Raw genomic sequence first — 23,373 nt, 5'->3', positions numbered from 1 at the left:
AAGGCAAGGCGGCGCGGCGCACAGCCAACCGCCTTGTTCCCCGTTATGCGGTCGTAAACAACTGGCGTGGAATCTTCGTCAAACGCTCACAGCCATTTTCCGTTACCAGCACCGTTTCGCTGATGGCGAGACCCGCCGCATACAAGTACATGTGAAACACCATGCCCGCTTCCAACTGCCACTCAGACGTGGGCAAAAACACGTGGCTAAAATCGCTGGTGCGCGGCGTCGTCTTCGGATAATAGCCGAGCGTGTATCCGGTAATGCTGGCGTAATCCTGACGCAGCCCCGCTTTTAGCACCGCGTTACGCGCCAGCGCATCAATGTCTTTAGCCACTGCGCCAGGCTTCATGGCCGCAAGCTGTTTATCCTGGATGGCGATCAGTTGCTGAGCTATCTCTTGCTGTGCTGCTGACGCCGTACCGATAATCACCGATCGCATGATCTTGGAGCTGTAGCCGCGTTTGAAGGAGACCACTTCAAGATGCAGGATATCTCCCTGTTCCAGCGGCCGTTCCTGCATATTGGCATGCAGAAAACTGTTGCCACCGCCCGTCGTGACAATGCCGCAGCGGTTGGAGTCCATCCCGTGGCGAATCAGGACTCGGTGGATAATCTCCGCCGCCTGACGCTCCGTCTTACCCACCCCCATTTCGGTAACCACTTCACGAATCGCCTGATCGTTGGCCGCTGCAGATTGTTTGATGCACTCGATTTCCTGCGGGATTTTGCGGGTACGCAATTGTTTAAGCACACCGGAGAAATCTTTTACCTGAATCTGTGGCAACATCGCCTGCAAGCGCTGGAAGCGGTTGATGGTCATGCAGTAAGAATCGAAATCGATGCCGAGCGTCGCACTTTCCCAGCCGCGAGCACGCACCGTATCGGCCAATATCGCTAACGGATCCTGCCAGTCATGAAACGTCACGATGTCGGAAATCCAGCTGTTTTCACTGAACGCACGCTGGTCCATGGCGCGAAATACCATCACCGGGTCGCCCGTTAACGGCAACAGGCAGGCGCGGTACATGTTTTCGGAAATGCCAAATACCGTGAGGTAAAACAGGAATTCAGTCTGGTCAATCAGCAATAGGGATATATCCCTTTCTTGCATATAGGCGCGGATCTTTGCGACGCGCTGCTGATACTCGTGGAGCGGGAAAAGCCAACTTTCATTCATAACGGTTACCTGATGTCGTTTTTTTTCTATTCACCACGCTCGTAATCCCCAGTGTCACTATTGTCACGCCGATCGACAGCACGCTGACGGCCGCAATAGAAGGATCGAGCTGAAACTGTACCGTGTTCCAAATCCGCACCGACAGCGTTTGGCTGCCGTGATCGGAAAGAAACAGCGCAATAAGCAGTTCATCAAATGAACTGAGAAATGAGAAAATCGCGGCCGAGAACATGCCCGGTGCGGCGAGCGGCAGCGTGATACGTCGCAATACGTTGAAGTGGCTGGCGCCGAGACTCATTGCCGCCTGCTCCAAGCGATAATCCATACCTTGCAGCGTCGAAGACAAAATAATGGTGGCAATCGGCAATGCAATCAGGGCATGCCCGATAACAATACGGGTGAAGCTATTAAACAGCGCCAACTCGGAGAAGAAGAAGAACAGCGTCAACGCCACAATCACGTTGGGCACAATCATCGGCAACACGATCAGCGCATACACCAGCGTTTTGCCGACAAAACGACAGCGCACCAGCGCCAGAGCAGCAAACAGCGCCAGAATCATGGCTAACAGCGTAGACATTAACGCAATGGTAAACGACAGGCCGATAGCCTGTAGCCACTGTGAATCCTGTAAAATCGCGCGCATCCACTTCAAGGAAAACCCCTGCGGTGGAAACGACAAATAGCTATTGGTGCTGAACGCCAGAGGAAAGATCATCGCAATCGGGACCAACAAAAAAGCGAGGGTCAACAGCGTGATCAGCAGCGGCAGCCAGCCGGGGCGGTTTCCGTTCATCCTTTCGCCTCAAACAGTCGTTCCAATCCCACGACCCGAACATAGATCCAAAACAGCAATAAGGTGCACAACAGCAGCAACGCAGATAGCGCCGACGCGAAGCCCCAGTTGAAATAGACTTCCAACTGATTTTCGATAACCATGGCAATCATGGTATCGCGCGGACTGCCCATCAGCGCCGGTGTCACAAAGAAGCCAATCGACAAAATAAACACCAGCAGGCTACCCGCGGCAACGCCGGGCAGTGACAGCGGTAAAAAAATGCGCCAAAAGGCCCGAAAGCGGGATGCGCCAAGGCTATATGCCACCCGCAGCAGCTGCGGATCGATGCCGCGCATCACGCTGTAAAGCGCCAGTACAATATAAGGCAGCAAGATATAGGTCATACCGATTAGCACGCCGAGCGGGGTATACATCAGTTTGAGCGGCGTATCGATAAGCCCCAGCGCGCGCAGCACCTGATTGACAAACCCGTCACTGCCTAACAGCACCATCCAGGCATAAGTGCGCACCAACACGCTGGTAAAATGGGGAATAATGATGATGACAATCGCGATACTGGCTAAGCGCGCAGGGAGTTTGCACAGCACCCAAGCCACCGGATAGCCCAGCAGCAGCGTCACCAGCGTGACCAGCAGCGAGGTACGCAGGGTGATCCACAGCACTTGCAGCCAGACCGGCTCCTGTACAATGCGCGTAAAGTGTTTGCTGGTAAGCCCCGGATCGAACAGGCTATAACCGAGCATTTTCGCCAGCGGGATCAGCAAAAAAATCGTCAGAGCCAGCAGCGTTGGTGCCAGCAATAGCCAGGGTTTCCAGCGACTCAGACGCCTGCCATCGCGCCCGCTCATCGCTGAGCCTCGGCGGGAATAAACCAGAGGCTTTCTGTTGCCCACCCGATACGCACGCTGGCGCCCGGCCGCAGGGTCCCCTCCAGCGCAGAGTTCTGCAACTGTGCTAATAACGTTGCACCATCACTCAGCACCAGCGTTAATTTAAGCGTATGCCCCAGGTAGAGCATTTCAGCAATGGTAGCGCTAATCGGCAAATGCGCTGATGAATCCCCCGGCAGCCCAATGCGAATATGTTCTGGCCGCAGCACCGCTAAGACAGACTGCCCTACCCCAAGATGAGCTACGCCCTTACCGCACACCGTTTCACCGCTGGAAAGGCGCACGTCATAGCCTTGTTGCTGAATGGCGCTCACTTGGCCGTCAATAAAATTGGATTGGCCAATAAATTCAGCCACCCAGCGATTCTTTGGTTTGGTATAGAGATCGTGCGGGGTATCAATTTGGGCAATCAGCCCCTGTTGCATCACAGCAATACGATCGGACAAGGTCAAGGCTTCTTCCTGGTCATGGGTGACAAACACCACCGTTGAGCCCGAAGCCACATGCAACCGTTTTATTTCCAACTGCATGTGTTCACGCAGTTTTTTATCCAGAGCACCCAGCGGCTCGTCCATCAACAGTGCCGCCGGAGAAAAGATCAACGCACGTGCCAACGCAACGCGCTGCTGCTGCCCACCGGACAGCTCTCGCGGCAAACGATGCCCTTTATCATCAAGCTGGATCAACGCCAACGCATCCGCCACTTTCTGCTTGATATCACGACGTGCCACGCCGCGCATTTCTAGCGGAAATGCCAGGTTATCCGCCACCGAGAGGTGCGGAAACAGCGTGTAGTGCTGAAACACCACGCCGAGATCGCGTTTTGCCGGGGGAAGATGCGTAATATCCTGATCGTTAATCAGCACGCGCCCTTGGCTGGGTTCGGTAAAGCCCGCCACCATCATCAAGGTGGTGGTTTTCCCTGAACCGCTGGCGCCGAGCAGCGTCACAAACTCGCCAGGTGCTATCGCCAAATCCAGATTATCGACGACGGCAGCCTGTTCGTAGCGCCGGGTCAGCCCCTCAAGGCGGAGTGCAGCTCCCGGCTGACGCCGGGAGCTGTGGTGTGTTGAATCCGTTTTCATTACCCCTGACCCAAGATCCATGGTTGCCAGATTTTACCCACTTCCTCAATGTTATCCGTCCACCATTGGGCATTTTGCACAAAGGAGCGCGAGTAATACTCAGGGTTAGAAGGCAGTTTCACCAAATCCTCTGGGCGAACAAACTGGAAGGCTTTTTTATTGGTAGGGCCATAGGCGATAAACTGGGTAATTTTCGCCTGAACCTCGGGCTGTAATGCAAAATCAATCAGCAACTGCGCATTTTCCGGGTTTGGCGAACCTTTCAGCACGCTCCAATACTGCAACTGCTGTTTGATCTGGTTCCACTCAATGGCTAATGGCGCGCCCTGATCGATCAACGCTTGTGCGCGACCGTTCCACAATGCGCCCAACACCGCCTCTTTGCGCTCCATCAACTGCACGGATAGCGCCCCCGTATCCCACCATTTTACCACGTGGGGTTTAATACGGCTCAGAGAAGCAAACGCCCGCTTGATATCGATCGGGTAGATATCTTTCATGTCTACGCCATCGGCAAGCAGAGCAAATTCCAGCTCAGTGGAACTGGTGCGCAGATCCGTTAAGGTGCGCGGACCGGGGAAACGTTCCGCATCCCAAAATTCTGCCCAGGTACGCGGGTGGTTGCCATCACGGAAGACATCCGTGTTGTAAACCATCACGGTCGAGAAGAACAGGTTTCCGACCATATTGGGGCGGCGTACTTCGGGGAAGATATCGTCGGGGTTGGTAAACTTCATGCCCGCGTAGTTGATTGGCATCAACGCACCGGCCGCATTGAGGTTGGTTTGTGTCACATCGCCGATATCGAGCACATCAAGCGTCACACGACCAGCTTTGATCATTGCCATGATTTGCGCGGCCGTCGAAGGCTGAATGATCACTTTAATGCCGGTCAATTCCGTAAAAGGTTTATAGACCGCATTTTCCAGCGCTTCCTGATAGCTGCCACCAATCCCACGCACAATCACTTCTTTGCTGGGTGCGGCAAAAACCGCAGGTGAGAAGGCACCGAGCAGAGCCCCTGCACCAATAATCGATGTTTGTTTAATTAAGCGACGACGATCGGCATTAACCCCTTCATCAACGCTGGACGGCATGAAACCCTGTTGCTTTTCGTTTCCTTTGTTCATATGTTTTCCTTTGAGAAACAAACGGTAAGAAACTACTTTTCTCTGATGTCAGCAACATAAGACACGGTTTAATCAAAACGAGGATTAAACAAAAAATGGTGTTCCAGCAACACATTGATTAGTCAAATAATGAAACGAAGGCGCGAAGGTATTTCTTTATAATGTTACAGCGGTGGCAATAACCACCGCTGTATTACTGCTTGTTATTTTTACTGCTTTATAATTATATCTATTTATTATTGTTAAATAATTCCCTGGTGTTGGCATTTTTCCAATGGCCCAGAAGACGCCAGGCATCATCGGAAAGTTTTAAATTCGCTTTGATCTTCTCCTCATCTTTAGTGATTACCTGCGCCATCAACCAATCGGCGACGATCATCGGACTCACTTTCGACCACCATGCCACCGCGGATGAACTGCGTACGATATACAACATTTCATCGGCTTCATTGGCTAAAGGAGAGCTGGCTCGATCTGTCATCGCGACGACATAGGCTCCCCGCTGCCGGGCAAGGCTCATTAAATCAATGGTATAGGGGATGTAACGCTCCCACCCGATACCAATAAACACATCCTGCTCATTCACCTGCAATATGCGGTCTGCCACATCACCGTGACCGATATTGAACACCTCGGTATTGCCGAGGAAATGATTCAGTTGCATCGCCAGGTAGGAAACCATGGAAAATGAGGTTCCGTTACCACTTACCCAAATACGTCTTGCGGCGGCGATACGCCCAGCGACTGCTGAAACAATACGGTCTTCATTCAGTTCTGCCGTGGCTTTCAAGAGCTGGCTGGCATTGGCAAACACGCTCTCTTTTAATTCTGTTTCACTGGGCAGCGCCGGTTCGCGATGCAAGATGCCACTGGCGCCAGTGCGCTCAATCAAGGCATCCCCCAATGATTCTTTCATATGGGCATAGCCCTCATACCCCACTGCACGTGAAAAGCGCACAATGGCGGCATCACTGATGTTCATCACAGCGGCCAACTGACGGGCCGTCATGAATGCGACGCGATCTTTGTTGCGTTCGATGTAGCGTGCAATCATCTGCTGTGACGGGGTCAAGCGCGAAAAACGTTCCCTCAATAAAGCGGTGAACTCCATACTGCCCCCTTAAAGAATCAGTTGCTACATTTAAAATCAAAAATGTAGCAATTGCAACACTGCATTTTATTTTTTCTTATTAACGTATAAAAAAAATAAATAGCAGGCTATTAATAACCCATTCACAAAAGAAGGGTTGTATTTGCTTCAGACATAAAACATTTTAGGCCAATTTGCAGACAACCGCTTGCCAATGCGGCTTCAGAACAGCGCCTAGGCGCAGGAGACGGAATATAGAAGAAAGCGTTGGTGGTGATGCGCTACAGTTTTAACTCCCCGCCACCACAACGTTCACAAAAAACCATCATGATAAGCACTATTGCAACATCGACACTGCTGCTCTCTTTCAGGGCACGCTTTGCTGACAGCTTGACCTCCGCAGTCAGACTTGCGGACAAAACAAAATCCCCCAAGCATATCGCCTTTGCAGAAACCCTGCTTAGGATAAAAAGAGCGGCACCCGACACCCACCTGGAGTCACTGACGCGTTTCAAGGCATATCCCTACAGCTATTCACGCTCACATCAACAACGCATTCGGGAAGATAAGTACCAGCAACTTGGCAATGCACTCGATCGGGTTAAGGAGATACGGAAATTTTTAGACGGTGTTTCGCCAACAGAAAAAGCAACACCCGCCCCGGAAGTCAGATTACGTCGTGAGGTAAACCAGCATCTGACACGATTCTATGGAGACTCACCGGGCATTTACGCAACAAAAGCGGCTATTTATGCCATCAGTCAGCATGTCGATCAAAAAAAGCAAACGGTAAACCTGGAGAACTTCACACGTCTCACCACGGATATTCACACCATGATTGATGCGGAAAAACCGCTGGGAGAGATAACCAACCAGATTATTGACTTCAAAATCTACCACCGGCTGAATTCACTGCCGTAGCCTGCATCATTGCATGTCATGATGATGAGGCGTTAGGCCACTTCGGTACGCCCGCGCCCTTTGTTTTTCGCCATATAGAGTGCAATATCCGCCGCTTTGAGCCAGTCGTGATACTGGTTCATGGTCGGGCGATATTCTGCTACGCCGACGCTGATGCGAATCCCCAGCTGTGGCGTTTGCGTTAAGCGCTTAGCGGCCAAACGAGTACGAATGCGGTTGATTATCTCAACCGCATCAGTTGCTCGCGCCTCAGGCAAAATCACCGCAAACTCGTCCCCCCCGAAGCGACCAATCACATCGGTCGCACGCAAACCGTTACGCAACTCTTCTGTCAAAAACAGTATTGCTTCATCACCCACATTGTGACCAAAACTGTCATTGATGGTTTTGAAATGGTCGATGTCGATCAGCGCTAATGTAGAGGGTTCATCAATGTGGCGACAAATTTCATATTCGTTGTGCAACAACTGCTCCCAGTGATGGCGGCTATAGACGTTGGTCATACCATCGTGGGTACTCATCAACATCAATCTGCGCTTATGTTCAGCCAGCTTGGTCGCCGTTACATACGTGACATAGCCAAGTGCCATCGGATAAACGAGCAGCATGGGCAAACAAGCGTAGAGCTGAGTGGGTGTCGTCACTACATCGATGCGGTGTGCGTTAAGGCCTGCGACCAGAGCAGCGCTGAGCAGTTGCAAGCTAACGCCCTGGATAAACAAGCGAACGCCTCACCCGGCCATGCTATTCATGCCTACCATGGCGATGATGATGACGCTGGGCAACACGTTGAGCCCCATCATACCGATCCAGAATCCACCATTAACGACATCCACCAACAAATTCCCTCGCTCAAAGCGCATAGGATCGGCGGAACGTGTAGACAGGTAATAGGCAAGATAGGGCCACACAAACACATTGAGAAAAAGCAGTACCCATACCCAAAACGGCGTGGTTTTTGTCACCAACACGGAAGCGATAAAGAGGGGGCACAACAGCGTACCGATAATACGCGGCAGGAAGACCCGCTTGGAAAAGCGTATCCCAGAAAGACGAGAGTCCACTGTCAATAATGTAGGCGATTTAACAGACATGACGCCTCTCCCATTCCATTGCATCAAAGGGTGAACAGTATGACCTAAATCATGCCATTCGCCCCGTATTAACGCAGTTAATTTGTTATTTATATCGTTACCTGAAATACACAAAACGTCTACTGTGAGCCGACAATATTCCTTTCTCAGATAAAAATAATGCGGCCCTACTCCGAAGAGTAAGGCCGCAGGTTAATGCCTTCCAGGTATTACCGCTAACGGATTTCACCCGCCACGCCGTAGAGACCGTTACGCCGTTGCAGCATCTGACCAACATCACGCGTCAGCGGGGTCCAGCCGACAACACCACGTTTCACCGTCGGTTCGGTAAACATCAGATCGAACGGAATAGAGATATAGAAGCCCTTGGTAAAGCTGCCTTCGCCGTAGTCTTTGCTGCTAACATCGGTTTTGGTGGCAAACACCCCGGCGGTGATGCCGCTGTCAAAGCGACGCGACAGATCGACCGTAACACCATAGTCTCCGGCCAGATAGCGCCCGACGCTGATTTTGGCAAACGAACCTTCTACATACGGCATTTCCCAATACGCGGTAAGGTGCCCAGTCACCACGTCATAATCCGCCATGCGCATGATGTCATTCCAATCACGCTGCTTGACGTAGTTGAAGTCCCAACGCCCAACGCTCGCCAAACGGACGGTACAGCACTTCGGAACCGACCCCGGCATACATCATTTCCAGATAACCACCGTATACCTGGGTGTACCAGTCTGTCGCCGGGTTATCCATGCGTGTCAATTGCAGGTTGGTCAGCAGCAGGTCGGAAGAGGTTACATATTCACGAATCCAGGTTCTGACGCGCGGCAAAGCGGTGTCATTCGGCGGCGCTTTATAATTAAAACGATCGTAGTTATTGATCAGATTTAATGAAGCTGCACCGCCGACCGACCAGTGATCGCTCAGGCGATAATCTGCACCGCCATTGAGTGATATCTGATACATATAAAACGATTCTGCTCCGCCAACAGACTGCGCCAATGCCGGCTCTAACGAATAGGTAAAGCGCGAGGGTTCGCTGCGCAATACTGGCTGCCCATTGATATCAGAAATGGGCTCCGCACGGTGGCTCACCGGCTCCGGTTGCCCTAACGGCGTGGAGGCGGTTTGCACTTCGCGGAACGCTTTAGTATCCACCGCCGTGCTCTCTACCAGCAAACGCTCGTTACGGCGTACGATGTGGTATTCCCCTACGCTTTCAGGCACATGGTTAGCTAAAACGGTCGCCGCACGCTGATTGGCATCATTTTTATCGCGGTATTTCTCTTGATCGGCAACGATAGTGACCTGCTGGGCATCAGCATAAATATCAGCATCGCTGTAACCGGCCTTCTCATCCAGTTCACGCGCCACCTGTTGCCAGTTGGTGCCATTATCAGAACGAACGGGCGCATAAACAGGTGGAACATCTTCCGGATGCACCGGGCGCAGATCGTTAAAGTTGGTGTGCAGGCTAAAGCCCCACATTAGGGTGTTGCCGCGCTGCCAGGAAAGGGTGGTATCGAAGTAATCACTGACGCGGTAGACCATGCCGATATTAAAGGGAGAGTCTTGCTTGATTTTCTCTGACGCTTTACGGCCCTGATCTGCGGCTTCGGCACTGTAATCGTTACCGTCATATTCCAGCTTAAAGCTCAGCGGGTTCCACGGGGTTTGGTATTCTATCCCACCAAACAATGCAGCGGGACCGTGGAAAAAGTTCCCTACTTCAAATTGCCCACCACCCGTTTTAAAGCTGCTGCTGCGTTGGCAAAAACTGGCTTTAAATTCACAAGCCGGGTTTTTGATATTACCGCTCTCGGCCATATTGCCCCAGCCAATACCGAGCGTAAAATCAAACGGCCCCATGCGCTTGCTGGCAACCAGGTATTCACTATCAAACAGCCCGGTACCGGCGATATCACGCAGACCAAAAGAGACATCAGGCAGCCATGCGCTTTCCTGCCAAAGCCGCGCTTTCACATCGAAAGACTTGTCTTTATAGGTTTGATCACCACTAAAGGCGACATTATTGCTATAAGGCCGGGTACGAATATCGGTGTAACGCACCGTGGTTTCCAGCCAATCAAACAGTTGCATTGACACCGAATAACGTCGGTATTCGTCGTTATCCCGGTAGTTCAGGTTGAATTCGCCGCTGCGCGCCATACGCGCCGTGGGCATTTGCAGTAACCCGGTGCCACCGAAATCAGACTGCGATACACCAGCACTGTCAAAGCGAGTATTGGAATTGGTGACGTCCTTAAGACGATCACTTTGCTGGGCAACATCCTGCGCCATAGCCTGACCACTCAGTACACCGCCGATGGCCAACGACAGACAACCTATTTTAAATCTTCTGTTCTTTGTCATTAGTGTGGAATCCGGTTAGCCAAAAAATCAGCAATTTGATCGTTCAGAGACGCAAACTCGTTGGGCAATACGCCGGGATCGAAACCAATAAACAACGTTTCACCTGCCGCAGGCTCAATATGCTGCTGGTTCCACAACGCCAGTGGCACCTTGCGCCATGCACCTTGACCATCGATAAGATAGCCGAAATCCTGGTTAGCACCGGCCAGAAAGCGACCTTCCAGCACATAATCTCTAACCGTCCCACCGGATTGCAACGCCACATCGCCCACGGTTTTCAGTTCCGCGATATCAGGATCGGTATTAATCAACCCAGCCAGGGTAAAGCGGGATGCCAATGGTGCGATATAGAGCGCATAGTCGCCCACCAACGGGCGGTTAAGGCGTGGATTGATACGAACCTGGTCAGGGTCGAGCGGCGTTAAGATTCTTCCGGCCACGTCAACCTGATCCAGCATTTTGCGCATCAGCCAGGCGGAAATCGCCAGGTCGCCATCACCAGAGTTGCGCCAGCGGGTTTCCAACTCGGCCAGTGATTTACGCAACGCTTCTGCCTGTGCATAGACCTTTTGCGTACTGGCATAATCAGAAATCAACGCAGTACGCCAGTTAACCTCAGCGGGAAACGTCACCTGCTGATAAAACGCCGTCAGCCGGGTACCATCGGCTTGTTTCACCACCGCCAGCGTTTGCTGCGGGGTTTTTACCGTTAACTGTGCGGCCTGTGCCCCCCCCGCAGTCAACAGCATCAGGAGCGCCATACGGGAAAATGCCAACATGTCAGTCCTTTATTGTACGTAGGGTTTTAATACCGTGAATTTAACCAGCGCCATGTCCGGCCCCATCTGTTGCCAGGTTTGCACCACCTGCCCAGTGGTCGGCTCGAGCCAGTAGGTATTGGTGTATTCCGCGTTTAAGGCGGGAACCGAAACCTGTTCGGTAAATTTTAACAACTGGCGCGGCTTGTCCAAAATGGTCACGGTCTCTTTACCGTGCGCCTGAAACACGGATTCTATCGCATAATCACCGCGTTGCACCTGTGACCAGGCCATTTTCCCCTGCCAGTGCAATGGCGTTGAGGGTTTTAACAAACCGACAGCAAGCGGATCAGGCGTGACATTGATGACATGAGCAATATCTTCACCGAAGCCTTGGGTTTTAACGATACGTCCATTGTGCGTCACGACAATATTGCGATCGGCACCAATCCATTTGAACTGGCCATTCTCAGCAAAGGCCAACACCACAAAAGCCTGGGGGGCTTTTCCGACTCTCAGGTACGCGGATGCATAGGGAGTTTGTGCCACCTTCTCAGCGGAGACCTGCACATCATCCTGTCCCCAAATCGCCAGCTTGGCCGTTTTTTGCAATGCATCCATATTTTGTGAACAACCGACCAATGCCAGTGCGAACAATGGCAGCAGCATCAACACACTGCGCTTTGTCACGAGCGTTATTTTTATCATTGTGTGAATGTCTCGCAAAACCGCCAGAAATAACAAAAGAAAGGCCACCGAAGTGGCCTTGGTAGTCAAATGACATTAACGAGCCGGCACAGTACCCGTAGTCGTGGTTCCGGTGCTATTACTGTCATTGCTGGCAACAGCAACAGCAACACCAGCCGCTACTGCGGCAGTGACACCAACAGCAATAGCCGCAGTAGTACCTGCAGCAATACCAGCGCCAGCGCCAGCACTAGAACCTGCTGTACCGGCCGCACCGATGGAACCCGGAGCTGCTGCAAACGCACTGGAGGACATGGCGACAGCCAGGACCAACGTAAGTAACGTCTTCTTCATTACGATTTCCTTTATTAACAAATGAAGCGCTTCAGGGAGGAATACCGTTCAAGAAAAACCGCATCCCAACCTTCTTTACCGCGATGCGCGGCACAGCCTACTCCGACCGCGGCGACATCGCTCCACTGAGGAGACTCTCAGCAATAGATTATAGGACAGGGAATCTCAACGCTCCCCATTCCCTGACTCTGTTTTTTTACACACGCTTAAAAATAGCAAGATCTCGCTACAATAAACAGTGAAATTGTAAATTACGCTCATATTGACGTTAACAAAGATGGGTAGCGACAAAAAGGAAGTCAATCATAACAGCATGATTACCTTTAATTAAATGAGAAATCTCAATGCAAAACGCCGAATAGCGACACTATTCGGCGTTTATTTAATAACGTAATTTTAAGAAATAACTTATTCCAACCATTCGGTGTGGAATACGCCTTCCTTATCCGTACGTTTATAGGTGTGCGCGCCAAAGTAATCGCGCTGAGCCTGGATCAGGTTGGCAGGCAACACCGCGGAGCGGTAGCTGTCGTAATAAGCGATAGCTGCCGAGAACGTCGGCGTCGGAATACCGTTTTGCACCGCATAGGCGACAACATCACGCAATGCCTGCTGGTAGTCATCGGCAGCTTTCTTGAAATACGGTGCCAGCAGCAGGTTGGCGATATCCGGCGTTGCCGCGTAGGCATCTGTGATTTTTTGCAGGAACTGGGCGCGAATAATGCAACCGGCACGGAAAATCTTGGCGATTTCACCGTAGTTCAAGTTCCACTGATGCTCTTCTGAAGCGGCACGCAGTTGGGAGAAACCTTGCGCATAGGAAACAATTTTACCCAGATAGAGCGCACGGCGCACATTCTCGATAAAGGTCGCTTTATCACCGCTAAACGGTTTTGCCTGCGGCCCGGTTAGCACTTTAGAAGCAGCAACGCGCTGATCTTTGAGTGAAGAGATATAGCGCGCAAACACAGACTCAGTGATCAGAGACAGCGGTTCGCCAAGATCGAGCGAACTTTGGCTGGTCCATTTGCCCGTACCTTTGTTGGCCGCTTCATCCAGAATCACATCAACCAGATAGTTACCCTCTTCATCTTTCTTGGTGAAGATATCTTTGGTGATGTCGATCAAGTAGCTGCTCAGTTCCCCGGCATTCCACTCAGAGAAGGTTTTTGCCAGCTCTTCGTTGGACAGGTTCAAGCCGTGTTTCAGCAGTGAATAGGCTTCAGCAATCAATTGCATATCGCCGTATTCGATGCCATTGTGCACCATTTTTACATAGTGACCGGCGCCGTCTGGTCCAATATAGGTAACGCAGGCTTCACCTTCGGCACGGGCAGCAATTTTTTCCAAAATAGGTGCCACCAGCTCATAGGCATCTTTCTGCCCCCCCGGCATGATGGAAGGGCCTTTCAGCGCGCCCTCTTCACCACCGGAGACGCCGGTGCCGATAAAGTTGAACCCTTCCGCAGACAGCTCACGGTTGCGGCGGATGGTGTCCTGGAAGAAAGTGTTACCGCCATCAATGATGATGTCGCCTTTATCCAGATAGGGCTTCAGGGATTCGATCGCTTTGTCCGTGCCTTCACCGGCTTTGACCATCAACAGAATGCGACGCGGGGATTCCAGCGACGCGACAAACTCTTCAACGGTATAATAAGGCACCAGTTTTTTGCCGGGATTTTCGGCCACCACTTCCTCGGTTTTTTCACGAGAGCGGTTGAAAATGGACACGGTGTAACCACGACTTTCGATGTTAAGCGCCAGATTACGCCCCATCACCGCCATACCCACCACGCCAATTTGCTGTTTGGACATTAAAGCAACTCCTGTCTGAAGGATAACCTGCCTGTATCACGACGACGACAGACAACGCAAAAGCAGGCGGATATGGTAACTCAGCTTAAGGCATGTGGATAGTGATAGGTCTAAAGAAGAGAAAAGCCCTGCACGGTGGCAGGGCTTAACAGGGGATCAATGCTAATTATTTATTCAGCAATTCTTTAATGCTGACTTTAAACGCATCACCAAACTCAGGATTACGCAGACCATAAGCGACAAATGCCTGCATATAACCGAGCTTACGCCCACAGTTAAAGCTGCGGCCCGCCATCTGCACTGCATCCACCTGATGGTTTTGCTCAATCAGCTCAGCGATGGCATCGGTCAGTTGAATACGGCCCCAAGCACCTGCGGAGGTTTTTTCCAAAATAGACCAGGCATCCGCAGACAGCACATAACGCCCGACCGCTGACAAATCTGACCCTTCTTCCGGCGGCACTTCCGGTTTTTCAATCATGGAAGTGATAACGGCTGCGTCACCTGCGTGGTTCAATGGCTTAGCGCATTCCACCACTGAGTACTCCGGCAGCACTTCATAAGGACGATGTTTCACCAGCACCTGGCTGTGGCCCGTTGCTTCAAAACGCGCAATCAACTGTGCCAGATTCTCTTTACTCTGATCGGCACTGGCTTCATCCATCACCACATCCGGCAACACCACCACAAACGGATTATCCCCAACGATGGGACGCGCGCAGTTGATGGCATGACCCAGCCCCAGCGTTTCGCCCTGACGCACATTCATAATAGTCACGCCCTTAGGACAGATGGCTTGTACATCGGCCAGCAGTTGGCGTTTTTGCCGCTCTTCCAGCAACGATTCCAGCTCGAAAGAGGTATCAAAATGGTTTTCAATAGCGTTTTTTGAGGCGTGCGTAACCAGCACAATCTCTTTGATACCCGCATTGACGCACTCGTTAACGATTTTCTCGATTACCGGACGATCCACCAACGGCAGCATCTCTTTTGGGATTGCTTTTGTTACCGGCAGCAGGTTCATACCTAACCCGGCGACGGGGATAATCGCTTTCAATGTTGTTGCCATGCATTAACTCTCTTGTTATCCGTTGTCATTTTTCTGCCATCATAACGCGGCGGTGAGAATAAGGTTACACCCAATTGGCCACAAAGCGATCTTGGTGACTTCAGATTTCTGATAGATCAGACAATTCTGCATCGATATTGTATGATGACAACCTGCTACTTCAAGTATCCACAGCAAAGGTTAAAACAATGAAAGGCATCGTATTGGCAGGTGGTTCTGGCACAAGACTTTACCCCATCACCCGTGGCATATCGAAGCAACTGCTGCCTATCTATGACAAGCCCATGGTGTATTACCCGATCTCTGTGCTGATGTTAGCAGGCATTCAGGATATCTTGATTATCAGCACCCCCGAAGACCTTCCTTCGTTCCAGCGCCTATTAGGCGATGGCAGCCACTTTGGTATCAGCCTCAGCTATGCAGAGCAACCGAGCCCTGATGGACTGGCTCAAGCGTTCATTATCGGTGAAGAGTTTATCAACGGTGAGCGCTGTGCATTGATTTTAGGTGACAATATCTATTTTGGTCAGAGCTTTGGTAAAAAGCTGGAAAGTGCAGTGGCGCAGGAACAAGGCGCAACAGTATTTGGTTATCAGGTAACCGACCCAGAGCGTTTTGGCGTGGTGGAATTTGATGCCGATTTTAAAGCCCTGTCGATTGAAGAGAAACCGCTCAAACCTAAATCTAGCTGGGCGGTGACCGGGCTCTATTTTTATGACAACAATGTGGTGGAAATGGCTAAGCAGGTTAAGCCTTCCGCACGCGGTGAATTGGAAATTACTACACTGAACCAGATGTATCTGGAGCAAGGCACGCTCAACGTAGAGTTGTTAGGCCGGGGTTTTGCCTGGCTGGATACCGGCACCCATGATAGCCTGATTGAAGCCTCACAGTTTATTCATACCATTGAAAAACGTCAGGGAATGAAAGTCGCCTGTCTGGAAGAAATTGCCTTCCGTAAAGGCTGGATCTCGCGTGAACAAGTAGCAAAAGAAGCCCAATTACTGAGCAAAACACAATATGGGCAGTATCTGGCGCGACTGGTTGAAGAAACGCGTTAGTAAGCCGATAACATGTCACAACGTTCGTGAAATGCTAATGTCTTTATGCTCAGCAAACGTGATACTTACCGTCCTCGGCATAAGCCAGGAATATCTGGTGCACAAATTTAGCTAACCTTACCATTATTGAACAAACACTATGCAAGTGATCGATACCCCCATTTATGGCGCAAAAGTGATTCAACCCAAGGTTTTTGGTGATGCGCGCGGATTTTTTTTAGAGACGTTTGAGAAAAATCGTTATCAGCAGATGCTGAATATCGATCTGGATTTCGTGCAAGATAACCACTCGCGTTCCAGCAAAGGCGTATTGCGTGGACTGCATTTCCAGAAAACTCGCCCGCAAGGCAAGTTGGTGCGAGTGGTGCGCGGTGAAGTGTATGATGTTGCGGTAGATATTCGCCGTGATTCCCCCAGCTATGGCAAATGGTTTGGCGTGCTGTTAACTGAAGATAATAAGACCCAATTTTGGCTGCCGCCAGGGTTGGCGCACGGTTTTGCCGTGCTCTCTGACGTTGCGGATTTTGAATATAAATGCACGGAATATTATCAACCCTCCGATGAAGGCTGCTTACTGTGGAACGACCCGGTTTTGGGCATTGAATGGCCGCTGGAATCACCGCTGCTTTCAGAGAAGGATAAACTCGGCAAACGCTTCAAGGAGCTGGATTGATGAAAGTGCTATTGACCGGCGCAAACGGCCAGCTTGGGCGCTGCTTTCAGGATAGGTTGCCTGCTGATTGGCAAATTCTTGCTACCGATTCTGCAGAATTGGATATTACCGATCTGGCTCAAGTTACAACAGCCGTGAGTACTTTCAAACCGGATGCTATTGTTAATGCAGCGGCTTATACGGCAGTGGATAATGCAGAAAGCGACGTGGAATTGGCGGAACGCATTAACGCCACAGGCCCCGCTAATCTGGCAAGTGTGGCGGCCCAATACGGCATTCGTTTGGTGCACGTTTCAACCGATTACGTTTTCGATGGCAACGCCAACGCGCCTTACACTGAAGAGAGCCCAACCAACCCGCTCAGCGTGTATGGCAGGACCAAACTGGCGGGGGAGCACACCGTTAGCGCAACTGCACCTGACGCGATTATCGTGCGCACAGCTTGGGTGTTTAGCGAATATGGCAATAACTTTGTGAAAACCATGCTGCGGTTAGGCAAAGAGCGGGATGCGCTGAGCATCGTTGACGACCAGCGCGGTTGTCCCACTTACGCGGGCGATATCGCACAGGCGATTATTGCACTGTTACACCAACAGGCTGCGGGTGGGATTTATCACTACGCCGGTGATAAAGAAGTGAGCTGGTTTGAGTTTGCTCAGGCGATATTTACGGTGGCGGTGCAGAAAGCAGTGTTGAGTAAAGCACCGACGCTTACACCGATCACCACAGCGCAGTACCCCACTCCGGCACACCGACCTGCCTATTCAACACTGGCAGGGGACAAAATCAAAGCGTTAGGCATTACGTTATCTGACTGGCAAGGTGCACTGAATAAAACGATCTGAGATTCTTGCCAATACCGCTTAAAAATGGTTAGCACCAGATACAATAGCAATGCATCCGGTGTTTTTAGCATAAGCATTTCTACGACGAAAACGCTATCAAAAGCCATTTGCTTAAAGATGAAAGGAAATTCTTTCGCACGGCAATACTCAATTCACCGCCTAAAGCTGCTGTAAGTATCCAGGTAAACCGAACCATTCATTGCTCTCGGAATAGAAATCGATCTGAATCTTCCAGCGCAGCGGGTGGTCACAGAAATCACAGACGGAATATAACAGCGAGCGGCCTCTTGATTCCCTGAATAACCTGACGCAGGAAGAATACCGGCTGATGACAGAAAAACCGGAAATCTCACAAAGTGAGTGGAACTAAAACCGGTGTGCTTACAGAACCGGACGGGGTTGGAACTACCGGCCACACTGACACCGATGCATCTTGCGATGCCCCTCGCCAATTCCCCCCCCAGAAGGGCAGCTAAACGCGCGACACAAAAAAACGCAAACGCGCTCGGTACCGTCAGGCAGGATTTCAATCCTGGCACCTAATTTTGTAGGTACAAATTAACGATATCGCCTTCGGCGGTGAGTGGCAAGGGGTTTACTGCTTCAGTAAATGAATGCGTATTCGCAAATCTCCACTTCATTTGTAGACTTAATCAATCTAAACCGAACAGATCGCGGGTATACACTTTATCCGCAACATCCGCCAATTCCGGTGCCATACGGTTAGAAATAATCACATCTGCCATTTCTTTGAACGCATCAAGATCGCGGACAACACGAGAACGGAAGAATGTGTCTTCCTGAAGGACTGGCTCATAAACAACAACTTCGATGCCTTTAGCTTTAATACGTTTCATCACGCCTTGAATGGCGGACGCACGGAAATTATCTGAGCCAGCCTTCATCACCAAGCGGTAAACTCCCACCACTTTGGGGTCACGGTCGATAATGGAATCAGCGATGAAATCTTTGCGAGTACGGTTTGCGTCAACAATCGCGCTAATCAGGCTATTAGGCACGCTGGCATAGTTAGCAAGCAGCTGCTTAGTGTCTTTAGGCAGGCAATAACCACCGTAGCCAAAAGACGGGTTGTTGTAATGACTGCCGATACGCGGATCTAACCCTACGCCATCAATTATTTGTTTGCTATCCAAACCATTCATCTGGGCATAGCTATCCAGCTCGTTAAAATAAGCAACACGCATTGCCAGATAGGTATTAGAAAACAGCTTGATGGCTTCTGCTTCTGTTGAATCTGTGAATAAAACCGGCACATCTTTTTTGATTGCACCTTCAAGCAACAAGTTAGCGAACTGCTCTGCCCGCGCTGAACGTTCTCCTACAACGATACGCGATGGGTACAGATTATCGTGGAGTGCTTTACCTTCACGTAAGAACTCGGGGGAGAAAATGATGTTGTCTGTCGCGTATTTTTCTTTTACTGATTTGGTAAAGCCAACAGGAACTGTAGATTTAATTATCATTACAGCATCTGGATTAATTGCCAAAACATCACGAATTATTGATTCAACTGACTGCGTGTTAAAATAATTAGATTTAGGATCATAGTCAGTTGGAGTAGCAATAATGATGAAATCAGCGCCCAAGTACGCTTCTTGCTTATCAAGTGTAGCTAAAAAATCAAGCTCTTTTTTACTTAGAAATTGCTCGATTTCATTATCAACAATAGGTGACTGTTTATTATTTAATAACGTAATTTTCTCTGCCACAACATCCAATGCAACAACCTGATGACATTGAGACAACAACATGGCATTTGAAAGGCCTACATACCCTGTACCTGCAATTGCTATTTTCATTATTCTAACCGTTAAAATTCATGATTATCTTTTCTATCATTATTCGATAAGTGATCAGCAGTTATAAAATTTTCGATACCATTCAACAAACCTGGCAACACCCTCTTCAACATTCACTTTCGGTTGATAGCCTGTTACTTTAAAAAGATCTTCGGTATCAGCCCACGTTTGGTAGACATCACCTGGTTGCATAGGTAGAAAATTCTTCTTAGCTTCCATTCCCAACGCTTTTTCTAGCGCTGTAACAAAATCCATCAGTTTTACTGGACTGCCATTGCCAATATTGTAGATACGATATGGGGCTGAGCTGGTTGCAGGGCTTCCTGACTCAGGTGTCCAGTGGTCATTACGTTCAGGGACAACATCAATTAAACGGATAATGCCTTCGACAATATCATCTATGTACGTGAAATCCCGGCTCAAATTGCCATTGTTATAGATATCTATGAGTTCATTATTAAATATTTTTTGTGTAAATTTAAACAACGCCATATCAGGGCGTCCCCACGGGCCATAAACAGTGAAGAAACGCAGGCCTGTGGTAGGAATGTTGTACAAATGGGAATAAGAGTGAGCCATTAATTCATTGGCTTTTTTTGTTGCAGCGTAAAGTGAAACCGGGTGATCAACAGAATCGTTAGTTGAAAAAGGCGTTTTACTGTTCAAGCCATATACGGAGCTTGATGATGCATATATAAGATGTTGTATTTTAAATTGACGGCAGCATTCAAGCACATTTAAGAAACCGATAAGATTACTATCAGCATAGGCTGATGGATTTTCGATTGAGTACCTAACGCCAGCTTGGGCAGCTAGATTTATGACACAATCGAAACACGACTCACTAAACAACTTAATAAGGGATGCCTTATCACAAAGATTGATATTAAGAAATTTAAAATTATCATAACTATCTAACTCGACCAAACGAGCTTTTTTTAATGACACATCATAGTAATCGTTTAAGTTATCGACGCCTAAAATACGTTCATTATTAGAAAGAAGTTTTTTCGCAAGGAAAAAACCTATGAACCCAGCAGACCCAGTAATGAGCACATTCATATTAACATTGAACCTTAATCATGGCATACAAAAACAACATATGAAACTAGTGGTAAAAATGCTTAATGCAACCATTAACGCAATATGTAAGTATATAAAAACATCGTTTAGAAAATGATATATCCGCAACATATTTAAGCACATGCAATTGCTTTTTAATTTCCTTTATTTTTGATGAAGATACTGATCCGGCCCGTCTTCTATAATATGCTTCACACCCTGGATACAAATATGAAGAAAAACCATTCCTCATGATTAGCAACCATAAAGCATAATCCTCTTTAACAACATTAGGAAAACGTATAGAATCTATTTTTTCAGAATCTAACATTACCGTAAGACATCCAATATCACATTTCCTGAGTAAGTCTGAATACGATATTACTTTAGGCGGGATTATTTTTTTATTAAGTCCACCACCATCAAACATTTTATATTTACCATGGGTCATAGCCAGGTTATTTTCTTGCATAAAAGATACTTGAGAAGCCAACTTATCTTTTTCCCAAAGGTCATCGCTGTCAAGAAAACATATAAATTTGAACCTTGACTTTAAAATACACAAATTTCTTGTTTCAGCAGCACCTCGAGACATAAAACTCTCAATTAAAATAATTCTTTTATCAATATCTGAATACTTCTTAATTATTGCGTTTGTATTATCAGTAGAACCATCATCACATATAATCAACTCAAAATCAGGAAAAGATTGATTTAAAACGGACTCTATGGACTCAGCTATTGTGGCATCAGCATTATGAGCAGGCATAATTACACTGACTAAAGACATGTAAACCCCAATGTAAATAATTCAGCAAAAATAAGGTATCATGAATGCCGTTCTAATAATTACATTCATATCCATTCGGATTAAGTGTTTGCCAATTCCAACTATCTCGAATCATCTCTTCTAAATCTCGCGTAGCCACCCAATCTAATTCAGATTTGGCTAATGAAGGATCTGCCCAGCATTCTGGAGCATCTCCGGGACGTCTAGGTTCGAATTTATAATTAATCTTAATACCAGTGACTTTTTTAAATGAATTTATAATATCTAATACCGAAAAACCTTTCCCAGTACCAAGATTATATACATTATAAAGATTGCGTTGCTTATTCTCTATAGCTGCAATATGTCCTGAAGCCAAATCCATAACATGTATGTAATCTCTAACACCCGTACCATCTTTAGTGGGATAATCATTTCCATATACTGATAACTGTTCAAGATTACCTATTGCAACCTGTGTTATATACGGAAGCAAATTAGTTGGTACTCCATGTGGATCTTCGCCAATTAAACCAGATGGATGAGCGCCTACAGGGTTAAAATAACGTAATATAGTAACATTGAAATCAGGATGGGATAATGATAAATCTTTCAGAATTCTTTCAGAAATATATTTAGATGTTCCGTAAGGATTTAGTGTATTCCCCGTCGATTCACATTCATTCAATGGGATATTACTAGGAAGTCCATAAACCGTTGCAGAAGAGCTGAATATTATACTTTTAACATGTGCTAATTTCATTTCTTCAAGAAGACATAACACACCAACCACATTTACATCATAATATTCTAGAGGATTCTTTATTGATTCACTAACCGACTTTAACCCTGCAAAATGAATCACATCTGAAATTGCATAACGACTGAATATATCACGCAATTTATTTTTATCTCTAACATCACCTTCATGTACATCAAAATTTATACCGGTAATAGTCTTTACTCGTGTAAGAGATTTATGACTAGAATTTGTAAAATTATCCAAAACAACAATGTCATACCCCCTTTCCAACAATGCTAAAGCTGTATGCGAGCCAATAAACCCAGCCCCCCCAGTAATTAAAACAGTCATAATATCTTTCCCCTAGATATCGGTTATTGAGAAGTTATTTTATAAATGCATTGTAAGCAAAGAAAAGCACCTTTCTTTTTTTTATTAACAAAGGGATTTTCTTTATAAAAAAGCAAAACATCATAACACTTCCAATTCTTTTAAACACACGTTTGAACATGGCTTTTTTTGCCCTTACTTTATTTGATGTACTAAAAAAATCTAAGCCGGAAGAAATCTCAGGATGTGTTGATGACAGAATATTGCTTTGATAAACCTTATAACCATTATCTAACGCATCAGTTATAAATATATATTCCTCACCGGAAGGAAGCGAAGTTCCAAGACCAAAATTCTCGTCAAAGAAAATACTTTTATTAACTTCTCGCCTCATACATATATCAATGGAACAGATGCCAGCAGCAGAAATTTTATTGTGATGAAATTGTTTCTCTCTAGTATCAATTATTTCTTGGTTGCTAAAAAAATGATTTAATATAACAATATCGCAATGATTAGATTCGAAGCATTCAACAATTCTATCTTCAAGATTATCCAACACTTCGACATCATCATCCATGATCCATAAGTATTTACCACAAGAGTTTTTTAATGCTATATTTCTACTTTTTGAAAGACCTATGGTATTACTTTGAATATACCTTACTCGCTCACTAGCGATATTTTGATTATAATAACTTTCATAATCAGTCATTTTCCCATTGGTTATTTGGTGAACAATGAGTACATCGTACTCTTTGTTTAATTTAATATTAAACACCCCATCATTTAAGGTTGATATTAATATTTCAAGTGATTTAATTTCCAT

The 23,373-nt window shown here is 47.9% G+C and carries 22 protein-coding genes and 2 pseudogenes; 5 read left to right on the top strand and 19 right to left on the bottom strand.

Annotation, left to right across the window (positions count from 1 at the left end):
• Positions 1 to 43: 43 nt before the first annotated feature.
• The 6 genes from K6K13_RS06885 to K6K13_RS06860 form a co-directional block, all read right to left on the bottom strand.
• Positions 44 to 1,180 carry a M24 family metallopeptidase gene (locus tag K6K13_RS06885; protein ID WP_222160102.1) on the bottom strand — a complete coding sequence of 379 codons (1,137 nt, stop codon included), beginning with the start codon at positions 1,178 to 1,180 and terminating at the stop codon, positions 44 to 46.
• The gene (locus K6K13_RS06880; RefSeq protein ID WP_222160101.1) at positions 1,173 to 1,976 is read right to left on the bottom strand and encodes an ABC transporter permease; all 804 of its coding nucleotides are present in this window, start codon (positions 1,974 to 1,976) and stop codon (positions 1,173 to 1,175) included. The genes K6K13_RS06885 and K6K13_RS06880 overlap by 8 nt, the downstream gene beginning before the upstream one ends.
• On the bottom strand, positions 1,973 to 2,827 hold the full coding sequence (locus tag K6K13_RS06875) for an ABC transporter permease (protein WP_222160100.1): 855 nt from the start codon (positions 2,825 to 2,827) through the stop codon (positions 1,973 to 1,975). Before K6K13_RS06875 ends, K6K13_RS06880 begins: the two co-directional genes overlap by 4 nt.
• Complete coding sequence (locus K6K13_RS06870) at positions 2,824 to 3,954, bottom strand: ABC transporter ATP-binding protein (protein WP_222160099.1); 1,131 nt, start codon at positions 3,952 to 3,954, stop codon at positions 2,824 to 2,826. The genes K6K13_RS06875 and K6K13_RS06870 overlap by 4 nt, the downstream gene beginning before the upstream one ends.
• Positions 3,954 to 5,084, bottom strand: a complete 1,131-nt coding sequence (locus K6K13_RS06865; RefSeq protein ID WP_222160098.1) for an ABC transporter substrate-binding protein — start codon at positions 5,082 to 5,084, stop codon at positions 3,954 to 3,956. The genes K6K13_RS06870 and K6K13_RS06865 overlap by 1 nt, the downstream gene beginning before the upstream one ends.
• A gap of 229 nt (positions 5,085 to 5,313) precedes the next feature.
• On the bottom strand, positions 5,314 to 6,195 hold the full coding sequence (locus tag K6K13_RS06860) for a MurR/RpiR family transcriptional regulator (RefSeq protein ID WP_222160097.1): 882 nt from the start codon (positions 6,193 to 6,195) through the stop codon (positions 5,314 to 5,316).
• A 249-nt stretch (positions 6,196 to 6,444) separates the two neighbouring features.
• Between K6K13_RS06860 and K6K13_RS06855 the strand changes: the two genes are divergently transcribed.
• Entirely contained in the window at positions 6,445 to 7,095 is a 651-nt protein-coding gene (locus K6K13_RS06855; RefSeq protein WP_222160096.1) for a hypothetical protein, read from the top strand.
• A gap of 32 nt (positions 7,096 to 7,127) precedes the next feature.
• On the opposite strand, the gene K6K13_RS23130 is transcribed toward K6K13_RS06855, so the two are convergent.
• From K6K13_RS23130 to K6K13_RS06820, 8 genes and pseudogenes are all read right to left on the bottom strand, one after another.
• The gene (locus K6K13_RS23130) at positions 7,128 to 7,796 is read right to left on the bottom strand and encodes a diguanylate cyclase (RefSeq protein ID WP_252120438.1); all 669 of its coding nucleotides are present in this window, start codon (positions 7,794 to 7,796) and stop codon (positions 7,128 to 7,130) included.
• A gap of 30 nt (positions 7,797 to 7,826) precedes the next feature.
• Positions 7,827 to 8,189: an MASE2 domain-containing protein gene (locus tag K6K13_RS23125; protein ID WP_252120437.1), complete on the bottom strand. Its 363-nt coding sequence runs from the start codon at positions 8,187 to 8,189 to the stop codon at positions 7,827 to 7,829.
• Between the two features lie 215 nt (positions 8,190 to 8,404).
• A pseudogene (locus tag K6K13_RS06845) lies at positions 8,405 to 10,559 on the bottom strand (YjbH domain-containing protein).
• Positions 10,559 to 11,338, bottom strand: coding sequence for a capsule biosynthesis GfcC D2 domain-containing protein (locus K6K13_RS06840; protein WP_222160095.1), 780 nt, complete (start codon positions 11,336 to 11,338; stop codon positions 10,559 to 10,561). Before K6K13_RS06840 ends, K6K13_RS06845 begins: the two are co-directional and overlap by 1 nt.
• A 9-nt stretch (positions 11,339 to 11,347) precedes the next feature.
• Positions 11,348 to 12,007, bottom strand: a complete 660-nt coding sequence (locus K6K13_RS06835; RefSeq protein ID WP_286206783.1) for a YjbF family lipoprotein — start codon at positions 12,005 to 12,007, stop codon at positions 11,348 to 11,350.
• Between the two features lie 93 nt (positions 12,008 to 12,100).
• Positions 12,101 to 12,358: an exopolysaccharide production protein YjbE gene (gene yjbE / locus K6K13_RS06830; RefSeq protein ID WP_222160093.1), complete on the bottom strand. Its 258-nt coding sequence runs from the start codon at positions 12,356 to 12,358 to the stop codon at positions 12,101 to 12,103.
• Positions 12,359 to 12,766: 408 nt separating this feature from the next.
• Positions 12,767 to 14,173 carry an NADP-dependent phosphogluconate dehydrogenase gene (gene gnd / locus K6K13_RS06825; protein WP_222160092.1) on the bottom strand — a complete coding sequence of 469 codons (1,407 nt, stop codon included), beginning with the start codon at positions 14,171 to 14,173 and terminating at the stop codon, positions 12,767 to 12,769.
• Between the two features lie 166 nt (positions 14,174 to 14,339).
• The gene (locus tag K6K13_RS06820) at positions 14,340 to 15,242 is read right to left on the bottom strand and encodes a sugar phosphate nucleotidyltransferase (RefSeq protein ID WP_222160091.1); all 903 of its coding nucleotides are present in this window, start codon (positions 15,240 to 15,242) and stop codon (positions 14,340 to 14,342) included.
• A gap of 188 nt (positions 15,243 to 15,430) precedes the next feature.
• On the opposite strand from K6K13_RS06820, the gene rfbA reads away from it, so the two are divergent.
• The 4 genes and pseudogenes from rfbA to K6K13_RS23700 form a co-directional block, all read left to right on the top strand.
• Positions 15,431 to 16,303, top strand: a complete 873-nt coding sequence (rfbA, locus tag K6K13_RS06815) for a glucose-1-phosphate thymidylyltransferase RfbA (RefSeq protein ID WP_222160090.1) — start codon at positions 15,431 to 15,433, stop codon at positions 16,301 to 16,303.
• A 139-nt stretch (positions 16,304 to 16,442) separates the two neighbouring features.
• Positions 16,443 to 16,976: a dTDP-4-dehydrorhamnose 3,5-epimerase gene (gene rfbC, locus K6K13_RS06810; RefSeq protein ID WP_222160089.1), complete on the top strand. Its 534-nt coding sequence runs from the start codon at positions 16,443 to 16,445 to the stop codon at positions 16,974 to 16,976.
• Positions 16,976 to 17,821: a dTDP-4-dehydrorhamnose reductase gene (gene rfbD, locus K6K13_RS06805; RefSeq protein WP_222160088.1), complete on the top strand. Its 846-nt coding sequence runs from the start codon at positions 16,976 to 16,978 to the stop codon at positions 17,819 to 17,821. The genes rfbC and rfbD overlap by 1 nt, the downstream gene beginning before the upstream one ends.
• 265 nt (positions 17,822 to 18,086) lie before the next feature.
• A pseudogene (locus K6K13_RS23700) lies at positions 18,087 to 18,191 on the top strand (integrase); the annotation flags it as partial.
• Between the two features lie 283 nt (positions 18,192 to 18,474).
• Here the strand turns inward: K6K13_RS23700 and K6K13_RS06800 are convergent.
• The 5 genes from K6K13_RS06800 to K6K13_RS06780 are packed head-to-tail and all read right to left on the bottom strand — an operon-like array spanning position 18,475 to position 23,373.
• Complete coding sequence (locus K6K13_RS06800) at positions 18,475 to 19,641, bottom strand: nucleotide sugar dehydrogenase (protein ID WP_222160087.1); 1,167 nt, start codon at positions 19,639 to 19,641, stop codon at positions 18,475 to 18,477.
• Between the two features lie 54 nt (positions 19,642 to 19,695).
• Positions 19,696 to 20,703, bottom strand: a complete 1,008-nt coding sequence (locus tag K6K13_RS06795) for an NAD-dependent epimerase (RefSeq protein ID WP_222160086.1) — start codon at positions 20,701 to 20,703, stop codon at positions 19,696 to 19,698.
• A 46-nt stretch (positions 20,704 to 20,749) separates the two neighbouring features.
• Positions 20,750 to 21,493, bottom strand: coding sequence for a glycosyltransferase family 2 protein (locus K6K13_RS06790; RefSeq protein ID WP_222160085.1), 744 nt, complete (start codon positions 21,491 to 21,493; stop codon positions 20,750 to 20,752).
• A gap of 52 nt (positions 21,494 to 21,545) precedes the next feature.
• Positions 21,546 to 22,565 carry a UDP-glucose 4-epimerase GalE gene (gene galE, locus K6K13_RS06785; RefSeq protein WP_222160084.1) on the bottom strand — a complete coding sequence of 340 codons (1,020 nt, stop codon included), beginning with the start codon at positions 22,563 to 22,565 and terminating at the stop codon, positions 21,546 to 21,548.
• A gap of 34 nt (positions 22,566 to 22,599) precedes the next feature.
• Positions 22,600 to 23,373 carry a glycosyltransferase family A protein gene (locus K6K13_RS06780; RefSeq protein ID WP_222160083.1) on the bottom strand — a complete coding sequence of 258 codons (774 nt, stop codon included), beginning with the start codon at positions 23,371 to 23,373 and terminating at the stop codon, positions 22,600 to 22,602.

The sequence above is a fragment of the Symbiopectobacterium purcellii genome (assembly GCF_019797845.1).
In the GTDB taxonomy this organism is placed as follows: Bacteria; Pseudomonadota; Gammaproteobacteria; order Enterobacterales; family Enterobacteriaceae; genus Symbiopectobacterium; species Symbiopectobacterium purcellii.
The sequence above is the reverse complement of the archived record's forward strand: the minus strand, read 5'-3'. Positions and strand labels throughout refer to the sequence as shown.

Excerpts from the sequence above, each read along its gene's own strand:
- K6K13_RS06885 (WP_222160102.1), bottom strand. The coding sequence starts at position 1,180 with ATGAATGAAAGTTGGCTTTTCCCGCTCCACGAGTATCAGCAGCGCGTC.
- K6K13_RS06880 (WP_222160101.1), bottom strand. The coding sequence starts at position 1,976 with ATGAACGGAAACCGCCCCGGCTGGCTGCCGCTGCTGATCACGCTGTTG.
- K6K13_RS06875 (WP_222160100.1), bottom strand. The coding sequence starts at position 2,827 with ATGAGCGGGCGCGATGGCAGGCGTCTGAGTCGCTGGAAACCCTGGCTA.
- K6K13_RS06870 (WP_222160099.1), bottom strand. The coding sequence starts at position 3,954 with ATGAAAACGGATTCAACACACCACAGCTCCCGGCGTCAGCCGGGAGCT.
- K6K13_RS06865 (WP_222160098.1), bottom strand. The coding sequence starts at position 5,084 with ATGAACAAAGGAAACGAAAAGCAACAGGGTTTCATGCCGTCCAGCGTT.
- K6K13_RS06860 (WP_222160097.1), bottom strand. The coding sequence starts at position 6,195 with ATGGAGTTCACCGCTTTATTGAGGGAACGTTTTTCGCGCTTGACCCCG.
- K6K13_RS23125 (WP_252120437.1), bottom strand. The coding sequence starts at position 8,189 with ATGTCTGTTAAATCGCCTACATTATTGACAGTGGACTCTCGTCTTTCT.
- K6K13_RS06840 (WP_222160095.1), bottom strand. The coding sequence starts at position 11,338 with ATGTTGGCATTTTCCCGTATGGCGCTCCTGATGCTGTTGACTGCGGGG.
- yjbE (WP_222160093.1), bottom strand. The coding sequence starts at position 12,358 with ATGAAGAAGACGTTACTTACGTTGGTCCTGGCTGTCGCCATGTCCTCC.
- gnd (WP_222160092.1), bottom strand. The coding sequence starts at position 14,173 with ATGTCCAAACAGCAAATTGGCGTGGTGGGTATGGCGGTGATGGGGCGT.
- K6K13_RS06820 (WP_222160091.1), bottom strand. The coding sequence starts at position 15,242 with ATGGCAACAACATTGAAAGCGATTATCCCCGTCGCCGGGTTAGGTATG.
- rfbA (WP_222160090.1), top strand. The coding sequence starts at position 15,431 with ATGAAAGGCATCGTATTGGCAGGTGGTTCTGGCACAAGACTTTACCCC.
- rfbC (WP_222160089.1), top strand. The coding sequence starts at position 16,443 with ATGCAAGTGATCGATACCCCCATTTATGGCGCAAAAGTGATTCAACCC.
- rfbD (WP_222160088.1), top strand. The coding sequence starts at position 16,976 with ATGAAAGTGCTATTGACCGGCGCAAACGGCCAGCTTGGGCGCTGCTTT.
- K6K13_RS06800 (WP_222160087.1), bottom strand. The coding sequence starts at position 19,641 with ATGAAAATAGCAATTGCAGGTACAGGGTATGTAGGCCTTTCAAATGCC.
- K6K13_RS06795 (WP_222160086.1), bottom strand. The coding sequence starts at position 20,703 with ATGAATGTGCTCATTACTGGGTCTGCTGGGTTCATAGGTTTTTTCCTT.
- K6K13_RS06790 (WP_222160085.1), bottom strand. The coding sequence starts at position 21,493 with ATGTCTTTAGTCAGTGTAATTATGCCTGCTCATAATGCTGATGCCACA.
- galE (WP_222160084.1), bottom strand. The coding sequence starts at position 22,565 with ATGACTGTTTTAATTACTGGGGGGGCTGGGTTTATTGGCTCGCATACA.
- K6K13_RS06780 (WP_222160083.1), bottom strand. The coding sequence starts at position 23,373 with ATGGAAATTAAATCACTTGAAATATTAATATCAACCTTAAATGATGGG.